The organism is Nocardia otitidiscaviarum, assembly GCF_007362295.1.
In the GTDB taxonomy this organism is placed as follows: domain Bacteria; phylum Actinomycetota; class Actinomycetes; order Mycobacteriales; family Mycobacteriaceae; genus Nocardia; species Nocardia otitidiscaviarum.
Genome location: NZ_CP041695.1, coordinates 6519159 through 6534744 on the forward strand (window position 1 = coordinate 6519159; position 15586 = coordinate 6534744).

The following is a 15586-nucleotide window of genomic DNA, read 5'->3' on the forward strand; positions in this document are numbered from 1 at the left end:
CATGTACAACGAGGGCACTGCGCTAGCGGACGGCATCTCACCTGTGGAAACCGATTCCGACCGGCCGGAAGCCACCCCGACCCACCGGCCCGAACCCGCCCCCGGGCGCGACCCCGCCCCGGCCCCGAATCCCACCACCCCGGCAACCGCCGAGCACACCACCCCGAACCGGTCCACCCCGCCGTCCCCCGCCACGCCCGGTCAGGAGAAACCCGTGGCCGCGAACACCCCGGCGGACGACACCGACGACCCCGCGCCGAGCACACCACCCCCGACCGCCCGAGCAACGACCGACGCCGCCGCCGACACCAGCGCCGACACCAGCGCCATCGGCGCACGTGACACGGCGGGAGCCGACCGCGACGCAGCCACCACGGCACAGCCCGACACCACCGCACAGCTCGACACCACCGCACCGGCCGATGCACGCGCCGACCGGAACGAGGTGGGTGCGGACCGCTCGCCACGCGGTGACGACAACGCGGCTGACACAGCACACGCCGACACCCCGACCGGTACGGCGGCGGGCGCGGCCACGGCACAGGGCGATATGAGCCCGGCCGTCACGGATCCTGTCGGCGGGGTACCGGCCGCGTCGCACACGAGTGCGCCCGCCACGGCACAGCTCGACACCACCGCACAGGCCGACGCCAGCGCCCACCGGACCGAAGTGAGTGCGGACAGCACGCCACGCACGGAAGACGACCCGAGTACGGCAACCGACGCACACGCCTTCCACACCGAGGTCGGCGCGCGCGGGACCGCACGCGATGACCGCAGCGCCGTCGGCACGGCTCGCGCCGACGCCTCGGCCGACACGGCAAACGCCGCAGCCTCGCGAGCTGACGCAAGCCAGACGTTCGCGGCCGCGGCGGACAAGATCCCCGCCGCGACGAGCACGAGCACGCCCGGCACCACGCCAGTCGAAACCAGCAACACAGGATCGACGGCCGCAGCGGTCAGGACCCCCGCCGCGACAAGCACGAGCACGCCCGGCACGGCGCGAGTCGACACCAGCACCGCGGGAGCAATGGCCGCAGCGGTGCGGGACGGGGTGTTGTCGCCGCTGCTGCTGGTGGAGGAGGCGTTGGCGCGCATCCAGGCCCGGGATCGGAATATGAACGCGTTCAGCGTGGTTCGGGCCGAGGCGGTGCGGGCGGAGGCGCGGGCGGTGGCCGAGCGGGCGGATCTGGATGTGCTGCCGCTGGCCGGGGTGCCGGTCGCGGTGAAGAACAATGTCGATGTCGCCGGGGAGGTGACCCGGGCCGGGTCGCTGGCGGGCCCGGATCGGGCGGCCGAGACCGATCATCCGGTGGTGCGGCGACTACGGTCGGCCGGCGCGGTGGTCGTCGGCCTCACCGCTGTTCCGGAGTTCGGCCTGTGGGGCACCACCGATTCACCCGCGGGTGTCACGTGCAATCCCTGGAACCCCAAGTTCAGCGCGGGCGGTTCGTCCGGCGGGTCGGGCGCGGCGGTGGGTTCCGGCATGGTGGCGGTCGCGCACGGCAACGACGGACTCGGCTCGGTGCGGATTCCGGCGGCCTGCTGCGGTGTGGTGGGGATCAAGCCGGGGCGCGGGCTGGTGCCCGCCGAGATCGGCGTGGACTCATGGGGCGGGATGACCGAGAACGGCGTGCTGGCCACGACTGTCGCCGATGCCGCGCTCATGCTCTCGGTGCTCGCCGACCGTCCGGACCTGGCCGACCTGGAGTCGCCGCCGTCGTTGCGGATCGGCCTGGCCACCGCGCCCCCGCTGCCGCTGGGCCGCGTGGACCGGCACTGGGACGCCGCCGCCCGCAAGGCCGCCTCCGCCGCCGCGACGGCGGGCCATCATGTCGAATCGGCGGAATTGCCGTACCAGGGCGCGACTTTCGCACTCATGCTGCGCTGGGTGGCCAATGCCGCCCGCGAGGCCGCGACCGTCGCGTATCCGGACCGCCTGCAAGCACGCACCCGCGCTCACATCGCGCTGGGCAAGCTGGCGCTGCGCTCGGGGCTGCTGCGCCCCGCCCAGGTGGATCGCATCGAGGCCCGGCTGCTCGACCACTTCGAACGCTACGACGTGGTCATCACCCCGACCCTGGCGACCGCGCCGCCACGCGCCCGCCGCTGGCACAAACTCCCGTGGCTGGCCAATGTCGTTGCCAATGTGCGCTATTCGCCGTTCACGCCGCTGTGGAACCTGGTCGGCTGGCCCGCCCTCAGCATCCCGATGGGCATCCACCCCCGCACCGGCACCCCGGTGGCGGCCCAGCTGATCGGCCAACCGGGCAGCGAGGCCACCCTGCTGCGCCTGGCGGGACAACTCGAATCGGCCCACCCCTGGCGTCGCACGGCTCGCTGACTCCGACACAGCGGGTCGGATTCCAGCTACTGAGCGAATCCGCGTCGCACCACTGGAAGGCTCACGCGTTCGTCCGGCGGCAGTGCCTCCGACCCGCTGCCGCCGCACCGCCCCGAACTCGATCGAGACGAGACCACTGATCTGGTGACGTTCGGGGTAACTCGTCGGGCACGCCCGAAATCGGCGCGCCGTCGGACGCAGGCACGCGTGCTCACCGTCTACGGCTCTCAGCTGGGCGCTGAAGTCGCGGGGAGGCGGACATGGAAGCCGCCCTCGAGGACGCGGGTGGCGAATTCGAGGATGGTGGGGCGGTCGTCGTCGGCGCGCCAGGCCACCGCGAGTTCGCACGGGGGCAGGCCGTTGACCGGGCGGGCGGTGAGGCCGGGCCAGCGGTACATGGGGACGTTGTTCTCGGCGAGCAGGCAGACACCGAGTCCCAGGCTGACGGCTTCGAGCCGCTCCTCGGCGGTGGCGGCCTCCGCGCCGATGCGGGCCTGGCGGCCGCCGCGGGCGTCCGCGCCGAGCCAGAACTCGCGGGCGGCGCCGGCTTCGGCGGGCATGGCGATGAACGGCTCGTCGAGCAGGTCGGCGAACTCGATGGTCTCGCGGTTGGCGAGGGCGTGATTCTCCGGCAGCAGCACCCAGCGCGGCTCGGTGCGCAGCACCTGCCAGCGGTAGCGGGCGGTGTCGGGGACGGGCAGCCACATCAGCGCCAGATCGGCCTGGCGGCCGGCGAGACCGCTGGAGGGGTCGGTCCAGGACGCCGAGTGCAGGGCCAGTCGGTGGCCGCTGGCGGACTCCAGGTCGGTGATCAGGCCGCGCCCGATGGAGGACTGGATGCCGACGCGCAGCACCTCGCCCGCCTCCTGGAGCGCCACGTTGGTGACCTCCCAGAGTTCGAGGATCTTGCGTGCGCCCTCGAGCAGTTCCTTGCCCGCCACGGTCAGGGCGACGCTGCGCTGGTTGCGGTCGAACAGGACCACGTCGAGCTGGCGTTCGAGCTGACGGATCTGCCGTGACAGGGTGGGCTGCGCGATGTGCAGCCGCTGGGCGGCGTTGGTGAAGTGCAGTTCCTCAGCGACAGCGACGAAATACCGCAGGTCGCGCAAATGCGGGTCCATAGCCCCTTGCTATCAGAATCGGTCTTGGATTTCCAGCCGTATTCAACCCCGGAGTTTGAAATCCACGACGAAAACAGCCATCAGGTTTGTTACAGACAGCATATGACGCGTGGCGAACCGCGCGGTAACCGCCTCCGCGAACGCCCGGCGACCGCCGAAGTGGTCGGCCGACCAAGATCTATAAGGTCAATCGACCAGCAGTAATTCAGACCACGCCCCGCCGCCGACCGGGCGGCGGGCGGCCACCCACACACGGCAGCAACAACCGACTCTCCCAGGTCGATCGGCCACCGAAGAGAGTCGGTGATTTTCCTCACAGTCGGCTGAAAGCCGCCCGCCGGAAGCAATTCGGACAGACCCCAGGACGAGGGGGGTCGGATCAGGCTCCGCCGTACACCTTCGGATGCAGGGTGCCGATGTAGGGCAGATCGCGGTAGCGCTCGGCGTAGTCCAGGCCGTAGCCGACCACGAACTCGTTCGGAATGTCGAAGCCCACATGCATGACGTCCACCTGGGTGCGCAGCGCGTCGGGCTTGCGCAGCAGCGTCACCACCTCCAGCGAGGCGGGATTGCGGCTGGAGAGGTTGCGCAGCAGCCAGGACAGCGTCAGGCCGGAGTCGATGATGTCCTCGACGATCAGCACATTGCGCCCGGCGATGTCCTTGTCCAGGTCCTTCATGATCCGCACGACACCCGAGGACGAGGTCGAGGAACCGTAGGACGAGACCGCCATGAACTCCATCTGGGTCGGGATGGAGAGTTTCTTGGCCAGATCGGTCATGAAGAAGATCGCACCCTTGAGCACGCCCACCAGCAGCAGATCGCCCTCCGGGGCGTCGGCCGGATAACGCTTGGCTACGAGATCGGCCAGTTCGTCGACCTTGGCCGCGATCTCTTCCTCGCTGATCAGCACCGACGCGATGTCATCCCCGTACACGTGCGCTGGTTTCCCTTCAGTGATGTGTATCCCGAATCACCTGGGCTCGTATTCGGCCAAGCTCAGTATCAGCCTGCCATGCTCGCGCCCGGCAACCAACCTGGTCCCGGCGACTCCGCCGCCGACCGCGATCGCCCCCTGCCCGTGCCAATCCGTGACCAGCGCGTCGACCGCGCGTAAATGCTTGTCGGTCAACGCTTTCGCGCCACCGTCGAGCAACCATGCCCGGATCGCCCGCCGCCGCAGCGCGGGCGGAGCAGTGGCGAGCGTCTCGACCGACAGACCCTCGCCATTGCGCGCGGAGGCCAGCAACTTCTCGGCTATACCGTCCAGGGCCGTGCCGTCCTCACGAAGCTGAGCCGCTGTTCTGGCCAGTGCGGTCGCCACCCCGCCGCCGAGCACCTCCTCCAGCAGCGGCAGCACCTCGGTGCGCAGCCGCACCCGGGTGAACTCCGGGGAACTGTTGTGCGGATCCTCGTGCGGGGTCAGCCCCAGCTCCGCGCACAGCCGCCGGGTCACCTCCCGCCGCACCCCCAGCAGCGGCCGTCCCCACGGCTCGGCGAAGGCCGCCATGCCCTGGATGGACCGCGCCCCCGACCCGCGCGCCAACCCGAGCAGCACGGTTTCGGCCTGATCGTCGAGGGTGTGCCCGAGCAGCACCGGGGCCGCGCCCCGCGCCTCGTCCAGCGCGGCGTACCGAGCCCGGCGCGCCGCCGCCTCCATCCCCCCGCCGCCGGACACCTCGACCGTCAGCACCCGAGCCGACCGGCATCCGAGCCGCATGGCCACGGCGGCCGCCTCCGCCGCCACCCGCGCCGACCCCTCCTGCAAACCGTGATCCACGACCAAGGCGTCGACAGCATCGGCCTCGACCACCGCCGCGGCGGTCAACGCCAGCGAATCGGCCCCGCCCGACACCGCGACCGCGACCACCCCGTCGACCGCGTACTCCCCCAGCCAATCCCGCACCGCACGGCGCATTTCCAACGCCGCCGGCGTCTCGGGCAGCCGTGGACGGTTCATGTCCCCGATGGTCGCACGCCGCATCACCGCACCAGCTCGGCGCCCGCTCCGCGCGGCGCTCGGGTGCGGTCGGGGGCGATCACGCCAGGACGCGATCCACCCACCGGCGCGGTTCGCCGATCTCGTCGGTGCGCGGCAGGGTGTCACCGTCGGTCCAGATCGCGTTGAACTCGTCCATGCCGACGATGCCGACCACCTCGTCCACGAACTTCTTGCCACGCACGTACTGCGCCACCTTGGCATCCATGCCGAGCAGGGCGCGCAGCAGCCGCTGGATCGGATTGCCGGGGCGGCGGCGACGCTGATCGAAGGCCGAGCGGATGCGCGACACCGAGGGCACCACGGCGGGGCCGACGGCATCCATGACATGGTCGGCGTGGCCTTCGAGCAGGGTGCCGAGCATGAGCAGCCGGTCCAGCGCCTCGCGCTGCGGTGCGGCCTGGGTGGCGCGCAGCAGGCCGATGACGCCGCCGGACGACGGGTCCTCGACACCGCGGCGGCGCTCCTTCACCGCCTCCACCAGCCGGGCCAGCACATCGGCGAGAGGTTCGTCGCCGACCTCGCCGAGCAGTTCCACATTGCGCTTCATGTAGTCGGCCAGCCAGGGCGCGGAGGAGAACTGCACCCGGTGCGTGACCTCGTGCAGGCACACCCACAGCCGGAAGTCGCTGGCCGGAACGCCGAGCGCCCGCTCCACGCCCATGATGTTGGGCGCGACCAGCAGCAGCGTGCCGTTCGGCCCGCTGAACGGGTCGTACTGTCCCAGGATCGCCGTGGACAGGAAGGCCAGCATGGCCCCGGCCTGCACCCCGGCGGGCTTGCCGACGAACCGCCCGCGATCGTCGGCGCCCGGCTCGTTGCCGGTGAGCGCCGCCATGGAGGCGGCGGCGGCCTGAATCCAACCGGGCCGGTCCACGACCCGCGCCGCGGGCACCACCGAACCGTCCTGCAGCCGGCTCACCTCGCGCACGGGCGCCTCGGCGCGCACCGAGGCATCGGCCAGTTCGGCCACCGCCTGCTCCGCCGAGTACCGCGTGGTCCGCGGCCCGGCCGGGACCAGCAGGGCTCCGGTGCGGGCGGCCAGCTGCCAGTCCACGGCGCCGGTCAGCCCCGGCTTGGATTTACGGCTCAATTCCCCGGTCTTCGGGTCGATCACCAGTTGGGCACGGGACTCACCGGTACCCGGGTTGGCGGCATCGGCCGAATGGTGTTCGGGTCCGGTCATAGTCATCCACCCGTCAGGAGCATCCACAATTACGCAGTGTTGCCGCGATGGCGTCCAACGCGGGGCGGCTCGCTCCCGGCAGCCGCTCGTTCGACATCAACGCGAAGGTGAGTACGCGCCCATCGCGATCCAGCACATACCCCACCAACGAGCTTGCCACGTCCAGAGTTCCGGTTTTGGCACGTACCCAGCCCGCGCCGGCGCGATCGCGCACCGTGTAGCGGTCGGTGAGCGTCCCCGTCGCACCGGCCACCGGCAGGTAGTCCAGCAGCGCCGACAGTGGTGAGGCGGTGACCGAAGCCGCCCCCCGCACACTCGAATCGCCTTGGCTCCCCGCGCTGTTCGGGAGTGTCGCGACAGTGATGATCCGGTCGAGCACCCTCGCCGGAATGCGGTCGTCGACCGAGAGTCCGCTGCCGCCGTCGGCCAGGGTGACGCCGGTCAGGTCGAATCCGGCGGCGCGCAGGGTGGTGGTGAGACCGGTCACCGCACCCGTAAAGGACTGTTCCGCACCGGTGGCGGCGGCGATCTCACGGGCGATGGTCTCGGCCAGCACATCGTCGGAGTCGACCATCATGTCCCGCAGCCGGTCACGCAGCGGCGCGGACTGGACGGCCGCGACCCGCGTCGCCCCGGCGGGAGCGGTACCCAGCCGGACCCGCGCCGGATCCAGGCCCAATTCCACGGCCAGCCGCCGCCCGGCGTCCAGCGCGGGCGTCGGGGTGCGCGGCGAGTACGCGCGCAGCGGTTCCAGGCGACCGCCGTCGAGCATGACCGGGTCGATGGGCGCGATGGAGCCGCCCGCGATGTCCTCGGTCAGCCAGCCCGGGGCCATGCTCGGCCCGGTGTAGCGGGAGGTGTCCACCACGATGGTGTCCGGTGTCCGCCCGGACGCCCTGATCTGCGCCACCAGATCCGAGAGCTTCGGCCCGTCCTGGTAGTAGCCCTTGCCGTCGGGCTGCGCGGTCAGCGTCGGATCGCCGCCGCCCACCAGCACCAGTTCGTTCGGCGCGGCCCCGGTGACCACCTCGGTCGTCACCCGCTGGTCCTGCGGCAGCGCCAGCAGTGCGGCGGCGGCCAGCAGGATCTTGGCATTGGAGGCCGGGATCTGCGGCTTGTCCGGGTCCAGGCTGAACAGCACCTCACCGGTATCGCCGTCGGAGACCACCGCGGCGAACACACCCAGGTCGGGGTTGTTCACCACCGGCCCCAGCGCCGCCGCCAGACCGGCCTTCGAGGGTGCGGGCGCATCGGCGGGGGCGGGCGCCACCCGCGGCGACACCGTGGCGGGGGCGGGCGCGGCGGCGATGGTCAAGCCCCCGTGCCGGAACTCCTCGGTCCACGGCTTCAGGATCAACGCCACCGAGGTCACCGCGACCAGCACCATGACCAGCACGGATGCCACGATGATCCAGTTTCTGCGACGCCGCTTGGCGGCCAATCCACCGATGTTCTTCTTGTCCGCACCGACCACGTGCCGCTGTCTCCCTGGTACCAGTGGTGGGATCGTCCGGCGTCCCTGCCGCACCCACACGCTCGCGCACCACACTATCCTCGTTGCGCAGTCGTTCCTTCGAACGAGCTGGCGAGTCGGCAGCCATAGGCACCAGAAAAGAGGAGATGACGTGGAGTTCGACGTCACCATCGAGATCCCCCGGGGTCAGCGGAACAAGTACGAGGTCGATCACAAGACCGGCCGCGTGAAGCTGGACCGCTACCTGTACACCCCGATGATGTACCCGGCCGACTACGGCTTCATCGAGGACACCCTCGGCTCCGACGGCGATCCGCTCGATTGCATGGTGCTGCTGCCCGAGCCGGTGTACCCGGGCGTCATCGTGGAGGCCCGTCCGGTCGGCGTGCTGCTCATGAGCGATGAGGCGGGCGGGGACGAGAAGGTCGTGGCGGTGCCCGCCGGTGACAAGCGTTGGGATCACATCCAGGACGTCGAGGACATCCCGGAGTTCCAGCGCAAGGAGATCGCGCACTTCTTCGAGCGCTACAAGGACCTGGAGCCCGGCAAGTGGGTCAAGGTCGAGGGCTGGGAGGGCCGCGAGAAGGCCGAGTCGCTGGTGACCGAGGCGTACGCCCGCCTGAAGGAGCAGGGCGGCCACTGAGGTCCCGGTTCGGCGTCGCCGACATGACGAAGCGGGTGGCACGGTATTCCGTGCCACCCGCTTCGCGCGTCGGATGCCGACTTTCCCGGCCGAGACCAGCTGCCGGACAGGCGGTCTCGCTCCTCAGGTCAGCCGATCACCTGCCCCGGAATTCGGGCTCGCGCTTCTCGAACACCGACTGGATGGCCTCGGTGAGGTCCTCCGAGGGCAGGAAGGCGGCGTTCCAGGCGGAGACGTAGCGCAGGCCGTCGGCCACGCGGCCCGCCTTGGGCTGGTCCAGCACATCCTTGATGCCCTGTACCACCAGCGGCGGATTGGTGGCGATCTCGCGAGCCATGGCGTGTGCCGCCTCCAGCACCGCGTCCTGGTCGGGGTACACGTCGTTGACCAAGCCGATCTTCTCGGCGCGGGCGGCGTCGATGTCCTTGCCGGTGAGCGCCAGCTCGCGCACGTGGCCCTCCCCGATGATGCCGGGCAGGCGGTGCAGCGAACCGATGTCGGCGACGATGGCGACCTTCGCCTCGCGCAGGCTGAACTTGGCCTCGGCGCTGGCCAGCCGCACATCCACGGCGGCGATGAGATCGAGCCCACCGCCGATGCACCAACCGGAGATGGCGGCGATGACGGGCTTGCGGCAGTCCGCGACCGCGGTCACCGCGGCCTGCATCTCACGGATGTGCCTCATGAAGTTGGTGCGCGGCGCGGCCAACGCGCGCTCGCCGAGCAGCGGACCGAACAGCGGGCTCATGGCGGGCAGGTCCAGGCCGTAGGAGAAGTGCTTGCCGGAACCGGTGAGGACGATGGCCCGCACCTCCGGGTCGGCGTCCAGCTGACCGAAGATCTGCGGTAGCTCATGCCAGAAGTCCGGTCCCATGGCATTGCCCTTGCCGGGTCCGGTCAGGGTGACCTGGGCCACCCGGTCCTTGCTCTCGACTGTGAAAGCCTTCCATTCAGTCATTCGCCCAGCGTATCGGGGGGCGGCGGCGGGCCGACAGGGCAGCATTGCGGCGGGGCTGAATCCGATGCGCCGCACCGGTTTCCGCACCGTTTCCGATCCCCCCGCACATTCACCGCAACCGCTCTACCCTGGTGCCATGCGCAGGTCCCTACCGCCCGTCGCTGCCAAGGTCTCCGATACGCTGATCGCGCGCGGCCATCACGGCGTGATCATCACCCAGGCCGAACCGACCCACACCGCGCAGGCCGCCGCCGCATCGCTCGGGGTGCCGGTGGGTGCCATCACCAAATCGCTGGTGTTCCTGCTCGACGAGGATCCGGTGCTGCTGCTGGTGTCCGGCGCGCACCAGGTGCATCTGGATCGCACCGGCAAGCGGCTGGAGGGCGCGCTGACCCGGGCTCCCGCGCCCATGGTGCGGGAGGTCACCGGCCAGCCGATCGGCGGGGTGGCTCCGGTCGGCCATCCCGTCAATCTCCCCACCTATATCGACAACGCTCTGGCCGGGCATCCGGAGCTGTGGGCGGCGGGCGGGCATCCGAATACGCTGTTCCGCACCACATTCGGGGAACTGGTGCGGATCACGGCGGGGCTGGCCATCGACGTCGACTGAATCCGGCGGCCCCGCGTTCCGGCTCGGCTCGGTCGTCCCCGCGCGCGATCGATGTTCCGTTCGACTCGAGCGCAACCGGAATACCTCGGGCGCTCGGGGCGTACCTTGCCTATGTGACCGATTCTCCATCCGAGCTACGGGTCCCCGATGATCTGAGCGGTATCGCAGCTCACCAGTACCGCGCCGCCATGCGTCACTATCCGGCGGGCGTCACGGTCGTCACGCTCATGTCCGACAACGGACCGGTCGGCTTCACCGCCACCTCATTCGCCTCGGTATCGCTGGACCCGCCCCTGATCACCTTCAATATCGCCGAGACCTCCTCCAGCATCGACGCCCTGCTGCACGCCGAATCCGTGGTCGTGCACTTCCTCGGCGAACACCAGCGCCACATCGCCCAGCGCTTCAGCCGCGCCGCCGCCCAGCGCTTCACCGACCGCTCCCTGTGGACCACCCTCGACACCGGCGAACCGGTCCTGCACGGCACCCCCATCTGGGTCCGCGCCGCCATCCACCGCCTCATCCCCATCGGCGACCACACCCTGGTCGTCGGCCTGGTCACCCGCGTCCACGACGACGCCGAGGAAGAACCCAGCGCCGCCCCCCTGCTCTACTACAACGGCGGCTACCACCGCCCCGAACCCCTGCGCTGACTCAGGCCGCCGGTCAGTCGCGGGCGAATTCCTCGGCCAGTTCCCCGAACATGTCGGTGTTCATGGCGAAGGCGCGGCGGGCTTCGTCGAGTACGCGCTCGGTGTCGTCGCCGCCGATGGGCAGGGCGTCGAGGAGTTCGCGGTATTCGCGTTTGAAGGCGGCCGGGTTGCCGATCCGGTCGAAGACGTAGAAGCGCACGCCGTCGCCCTTCTTGGGCAGGTCCCACAGCTTTTCGGCGGTGCCGCGAATGACCTGGCCGCCAGAGAGGTCGCCCAGGTAGCGGGTGTAGTGGTGAACGACGTATCCGGCCGACCAGTCCCGGGCGCATTCGGCGATGCGGTCGGCGTAGGTGCGGGTCGAGGGCAGGGGGCGCAGGTCGGCTCGCCAGTCCGGGCCGCCGAGATGGGCGAGGTCGGTTTCCAGGGCGGCGAGGCGGGCGAGTTCCGGGCGAACGAACGGTCCGGCGACGGGGTCGGCGGCGAGGTCGGCGGAATGCCGTTCCAGGGCGTCGTAGACGAACCACAGCTGGGCGGTGTAGCGGTAGAACGCCCGCACGCCGAGGGTGCCGGTGAGCATGTCGCGCATGAACGAGGAGTGTTCGGCCTCGGTGTGCTGCCGCTCGGTCGCGGTGCGGATCAGGGTCGAGAACGGCGTCGCGGTGTCCAGCATGGTCGTGCTCCCTCGGTGTCGATCCCGGGCCGCCCATACTTTGGCTACCCTAACTTCACAGTCGAGATTACCGGCCCCGGCGAACCCCCGGTTCCTACTTTGCGGCCCACCCGATCCAACTTTCGGATGATTCTCGGCGCGGGGTTGACAAGTTCCGCGCCCGTCTGCCAACCTCTGCAATCAGGTCATGAGTACCAGCGCTAAGCCCCGGCTAGCTGGTCGGCAACCCTCCTCCGCGGTGGGGTGCTCCGGGTGACGACCGGGCCGTGATTCATACGAACACGGCAAGCGCGGACTCCGATCACCTCACGATCACGAGTCCCTGAGCCGACGGGATTTCGTCATGACTGCTTTCGCCGACCAGAGCTGCGCCGCCCTCGCCACCGTCTCCGGATGCGATCTGCGGGTGCCGCTCGTACAGGGCGGCACCGCCGCCTACGCCAACTTCGACTACGCCGCCAGCGCCCCCGCGCTCGAGCAGGTCACCGAGCGGGTGCGGGACCTGCTGCCCTACTACGCCAGCGTGCACCGCGGCGCGGGCTACGCCTCCCGCATCTCCACCGACTGCTACGAATCCGCGCGAAAGACGGTGGCGCGGTTCGTGAATGCCGCCGACGACCAGTGCGTGGTCTTCACCCGCAACACCACCGACTCGCTGAATCTGCTGGCCGCCTGCGTACCCGGCGACACCGTGGTGCTGGATATCGAACATCACGCCAACTTCCTGCCGTGGACCCGGCACGGGCGGCGCGTGGTCCGGGCCGCCGACACCATCGAGGAGACCATTCAGCGCGTCGTCGCCGAGCTGTGCACCAAACCCGCTGCGTTGCTTGCCATTACGGGTGCATCCAATGTGACCGGGGAGCTGCTGCCGATCGAACGACTGACCTGGATCGCGCACCAGTGCGGCACCCGCATCCTGGTGGACGCTGCCCAGCTGGCCCCGCACCGGCGGATCGACCTGTGCGCCAGCGATATCGACTACGTGGCATTCTCCGGCCACAAGCTCTACGCCCCCTTCGGCGCGGGAGTGCTTGTCGGCCGCCGGGATTGGCTGGATGCCGCCGACCCGTATCTGGCGGGCGGCGGCGCGGTGCGGGAGGTCACCGCCGACGACACCGAGTGGGCGTGCGCACCGCAGCGGCACGAGGCCGGTTCCCCCAACGTCCTCGGCGTGGCCGCCCTGGCCGCCGCCTGCGACGCACTGGCCGCGCTCGACGAGACCACGGTCACCGAACACGAGCTCTACCTCGCACACCGCCTGCGCTACGGACTGAAAACCGTTCCGGGCGTGCGGTTCCTGCGCATCTGGCGGGACAGCACCGACGCCGTCGGCATCGTCGCCTTCACCCTGGACGGCTTCGAACCCGGACGGGTGGCCGCCTACCTCTCCGCCGAACACGGCATCGGGGTGCGCGACGGCCGCTTCTGCGCGCACCCGCTCCTGGCCAAGCTCGGGGTGGACGGCGCGCTGCGCGCCAGCATCGGCCTCGGCACCACGTCCGCCGATGTGGACCGGCTCGTCGACGCCGTCGCCGCCCTGGTCGAGCGGGGGCCGGGCTGGGAGTACGCGTGCACCGACGGGCACTGGAACCCGGTGCCGGAGACGCGACCGTTCGACGGTGACACGGCCGGGGCAGCGCCCTGCGTCTGAGCATCCGGACACGACTCCGTCCCCCGAGCCGGGCTCGGGGGACGGAGTTTCGGGTTCACGGCACGTAGTACCGGGCGGCGAGTTCCTCGACCACGGGGTCGTCCTCGGCCACCGCGTCCAGCAGTTCCAGATCCGTGAGAACCGACACCTGCCGGGTATCGTCCTGGTCCGGATCGGGCGCACCGTCCTCGTTCAGCTGCCGCAGCAGCTTCTCGCGCACTCGTTTCTTCAGCGAATCACCCATACCGACAGCATGCCCCGATCGGCGACGTCCACCCGTTCGGCCACGCCGCCGGTCACACCGGAACCAGCCAACTCCCCCACGGCGTATTGCGGAACACGGTGTAGGCCACCAGGAACGCCAGCGTCACCCAGAGCAGGGGGCGCGGCAGCCCCCGCGGCAGCAGTTGCGCCGGTTGCCCGCGCCAACTGCGCACCATCCAATATCCCCACCACGCAACGAATCCCAGCAGCAGCGGGAACAGCAGCAGATTGCTCTGCACCGCGTCCAGCACCCGCCCGTCGGTGAGATTGTGCAGTCCGCGCAGGCCACCGCAGCCGGGGCACCAGAAACCGGTCAGCTCGTAGAAGGGGCAGATCCCCCACGACCCCTCCTGATGCGGGTCCCGGAAGTGCACGGCGGCGGCGATTCCCGCGACCGCGCCACCGGCGAGCAGCGGCAGCCCCATGGCCCGCCACCGGGAGCGGGGCGGTGTTTCGGGCGTATGCGCGAGGGTGGCGTCCACGCGATCAACGGTAGTGGCGTGGCACCGGGTGCGCCAGGCACGCCCACCCGAACAGAGTCGGTGTCGACACGCCCGTGTCACCTACCGGCCACCCATCACCGCAGGTGACACGCTATCGCCGTGACCGATTCGCTGATGATGGCCGCCATCGACGCCGTCTCCGACCTGGTGAACTCCCGTGCCGCCGACACCGCAGGCGAACCACTCCCCCCGGCGACCTGGCTGTGGGATTGTTGCGCCCGCTTCACGGCCGCGCACCAGCCGGAATTCCGGGGAACCATCCACCCCGACCTGTCCGCCGCCGAGGCGAACGCGCACCTGTCCCGGTGGGCCCGAGCCCTCGACATGGTCGACACCACCACCCCCGACGAAGCCGCCGAAGGTCGCCGCTCCTACTCCGCCACCCTCGGCGCGGCCACCATCCGCCTCACCGCCGCCATCGACACCCTGGCCTCCGCCACCGAAACCCAGCCCCTCCCGATCCTCACGAACATGTCGTAGCCCTCCCCTACTATCGAAAGTTTGTTCGACTCGAGGTAATCTCCCCATCCATGCCGGAACTGTCCCGCCTCGATTGGGCTCGCATGAACCTCGACCAGGTCCGCAGACAACTCCTCGACGCGGCGGCCTTCGGCAAATACATCACCCCCGAACAACTCGAACACGCCGCCGGCAAAATCGCCGAAGGCATGCGCATCTACCTGGAGGAATCCCACCCCACCCCCGCCGACCCCCCACCGGACCGCTCCACCTTCCACGGACGCATGGACGAGTGGCCCGGCTGATGGCCGACGTCGACCGTCAGCGGTAGCCGCGCACCCGGACACCGGCTGGATCGGCGACCGGCGCGGTAAGCGCCCCGGCGAGCATGTCGATGATCTCTCCCCAGGCGTCCACATCCCCGGAGCGCACCTTTCCAGCCTCGACCGCGTGCTCGAAGTCGGCGAGCAGCGCGAAGAGCATCGTGGTCACCGCGCGCAGCCTGCGCACCCGTAGCCGCGGCGGCAGGTCGACGAGCTCACGGTCCAGACCCTGCATGATGACCCGCACCGACGTCCGCGCGGCGCTGTCGAGATTGGCCGCGTCCGTCACCGCCGGATGGGTGTGAATCTGGGTCAGGAACCGGGCGTAGTGGTGGACGCCGTGCCGCTCACCGAGTTCGAACATGGGGACCACCAGCGCTTCGAGCAACCCGTGCACACCGGGCGGCGTGCCCGAACCCGCCTGCTCGGCAAGTAGTTCCAGCCGCCGCGCCTCCAGCGTGGCCAGCCGCATCTCGACCACGGCCGCGATGAGTCCGTCACGGGACCCGAAGTGGTACTGGACCGCCGAATTGTTCCGCTGACCCGCGGCCGCCGCGATATCCCGCAGCGGCACCTCCTGCCCACGCTCCGCGATCAGCCGCTCCGCCGCGAGAATGATCCGTTTCCGCGCATCCGCCGCCGCCATGCTCCACCCTCCGCACTCGCCTTCCAGCACAGTAGCGCCCCACCAGGGGATAAAGAAATTCTTCTTGACAGTTAAGTAC

General features: G+C 70.1%; 17 protein-coding genes and 1 riboswitch. Of the genes, 7 read left to right on the top strand and 10 right to left on the bottom strand.

Translation table 11 applies throughout. The features are described 5' to 3' along the window. Positions 1-43 precede the first annotated feature (43 nt). Positions 44-2344: an amidase gene (locus FOH10_RS36165; RefSeq protein ID WP_308212895.1), complete on the top strand. Its 2301-nt coding sequence runs from the start codon at positions 44-46 to the stop codon at positions 2342-2344. Between the two features lie 227 nt (positions 2345-2571). On the opposite strand, the gene FOH10_RS29285 is transcribed toward FOH10_RS36165, so the two are convergent. From FOH10_RS29285 to dacB, 5 genes are all read right to left on the bottom strand, one after another. Next, entirely contained in the window at positions 2572-3465 is an 894-nt protein-coding gene (locus FOH10_RS29285; RefSeq protein WP_143983094.1) for a LysR family transcriptional regulator, read from the bottom strand. Positions 3466-3844: 379 nt separating this feature from the next. Next, positions 3845-4402 carry a hypoxanthine phosphoribosyltransferase gene (gene hpt, locus FOH10_RS29290; protein WP_029925166.1) on the bottom strand — a complete coding sequence of 186 codons (558 nt, stop codon included), beginning with the start codon at positions 4400-4402 and terminating at the stop codon, positions 3845-3847. Between the two features lie 36 nt (positions 4403-4438). After that, positions 4439-5425: a tRNA lysidine(34) synthetase TilS gene (gene tilS / locus FOH10_RS29295; RefSeq protein WP_143983095.1), complete on the bottom strand. Its 987-nt coding sequence runs from the start codon at positions 5423-5425 to the stop codon at positions 4439-4441. 79 nt (positions 5426-5504) lie between these two features. Beyond that, positions 5505-6650: a zinc-dependent metalloprotease gene (locus FOH10_RS29300; RefSeq protein WP_143983096.1), complete on the bottom strand. Its 1146-nt coding sequence runs from the start codon at positions 6648-6650 to the stop codon at positions 5505-5507. A gap of 13 nt (positions 6651-6663) precedes the next feature. Next, entirely contained in the window at positions 6664-8124 is a 1461-nt protein-coding gene (gene dacB / locus FOH10_RS29305) for a D-alanyl-D-alanine carboxypeptidase/D-alanyl-D-alanine endopeptidase (protein ID WP_244961422.1), read from the bottom strand. A gap of 151 nt (positions 8125-8275) precedes the next feature. On the opposite strand from dacB, the gene ppa reads away from it, so the two are divergent. Then, positions 8276-8767 carry an inorganic diphosphatase gene (gene ppa, locus FOH10_RS29310; protein WP_143983097.1) on the top strand — a complete coding sequence of 164 codons (492 nt, stop codon included), beginning with the start codon at positions 8276-8278 and terminating at the stop codon, positions 8765-8767. A gap of 136 nt (positions 8768-8903) precedes the next feature. Here the strand turns inward: ppa and FOH10_RS29315 are convergent, their stop codons facing one another. Then, entirely contained in the window at positions 8904-9725 is an 822-nt protein-coding gene (locus FOH10_RS29315) for a crotonase/enoyl-CoA hydratase family protein (protein WP_143983098.1), read from the bottom strand. A 136-nt stretch (positions 9726-9861) separates the two neighbouring features. Here FOH10_RS29315 and FOH10_RS29320 point away from each other — a divergent pair, with 136 nt between their 5' ends. Both FOH10_RS29320 and FOH10_RS29325 read left to right on the top strand, forming a co-directional pair. Further along, positions 9862-10335 (top strand): YbaK/EbsC family protein, encoded by a 474-nt coding sequence (locus tag FOH10_RS29320; RefSeq protein WP_143983099.1) that lies wholly within the window; start codon positions 9862-9864, stop codon positions 10333-10335. 188 nt (positions 10336-10523) lie between these two features. Then, a complete protein-coding gene (locus tag FOH10_RS29325; RefSeq protein ID WP_081592176.1) occupies positions 10524-10988 on the top strand; it encodes a flavin reductase family protein in 465 nt (154 codons plus the stop codon). 13 nt (positions 10989-11001) lie between these two features. On the opposite strand, the gene FOH10_RS29330 is transcribed toward FOH10_RS29325, so the two are convergent. After that, the gene (locus FOH10_RS29330; protein WP_143983100.1) at positions 11002-11658 is read right to left on the bottom strand and encodes a biliverdin-producing heme oxygenase; all 657 of its coding nucleotides are present in this window, start codon (positions 11656-11658) and stop codon (positions 11002-11004) included. A gap of 183 nt (positions 11659-11841) precedes the next feature. After that, a riboswitch (SAM riboswitch) is annotated at positions 11842-11955 on the top strand. Between the two features lie 46 nt (positions 11956-12001). Here FOH10_RS29330 and FOH10_RS29335 point away from each other — a divergent pair. Beyond that, a complete protein-coding gene (locus FOH10_RS29335; protein WP_143983101.1) occupies positions 12002-13312 on the top strand; it encodes an aminotransferase class V-fold PLP-dependent enzyme in 1311 nt (436 codons plus the stop codon). Positions 13313-13367: 55 nt separating this feature from the next. Here FOH10_RS29335 and FOH10_RS29340 read toward each other — a convergent pair whose 3' ends face one another. Together FOH10_RS29340 and FOH10_RS29345 are read right to left on the bottom strand one after the other, a co-directional pair. Continuing rightward, positions 13368-13556 (bottom strand): hypothetical protein, encoded by a 189-nt coding sequence (locus FOH10_RS29340; RefSeq protein WP_029925138.1) that lies wholly within the window; start codon positions 13554-13556, stop codon positions 13368-13370. 52 nt (positions 13557-13608) lie between these two features. Continuing rightward, positions 13609-14058, bottom strand: coding sequence for a DUF2752 domain-containing protein (locus tag FOH10_RS29345; RefSeq protein WP_143983102.1), 450 nt, complete (start codon positions 14056-14058; stop codon positions 13609-13611). A gap of 120 nt (positions 14059-14178) precedes the next feature. Here FOH10_RS29345 and FOH10_RS29350 point away from each other — a divergent pair, with 120 nt between their 5' ends. Together FOH10_RS29350 and FOH10_RS29355 are read left to right on the top strand one after the other, a co-directional pair. Further along, positions 14179-14559: a hypothetical protein gene (locus FOH10_RS29350; protein ID WP_039808920.1), complete on the top strand. Its 381-nt coding sequence runs from the start codon at positions 14179-14181 to the stop codon at positions 14557-14559. 50 nt (positions 14560-14609) lie between these two features. Next, positions 14610-14843: a DUF6374 family protein gene (locus tag FOH10_RS29355; RefSeq protein ID WP_143983103.1), complete on the top strand. Its 234-nt coding sequence runs from the start codon at positions 14610-14612 to the stop codon at positions 14841-14843. 16 nt (positions 14844-14859) lie between these two features. On the opposite strand, the gene FOH10_RS29360 is transcribed toward FOH10_RS29355, so the two are convergent. Continuing rightward, entirely contained in the window at positions 14860-15507 is a 648-nt protein-coding gene (locus FOH10_RS29360) for a TetR family transcriptional regulator (RefSeq protein ID WP_143983104.1), read from the bottom strand. Positions 15508-15586: the final 79 nt, after the last annotated feature.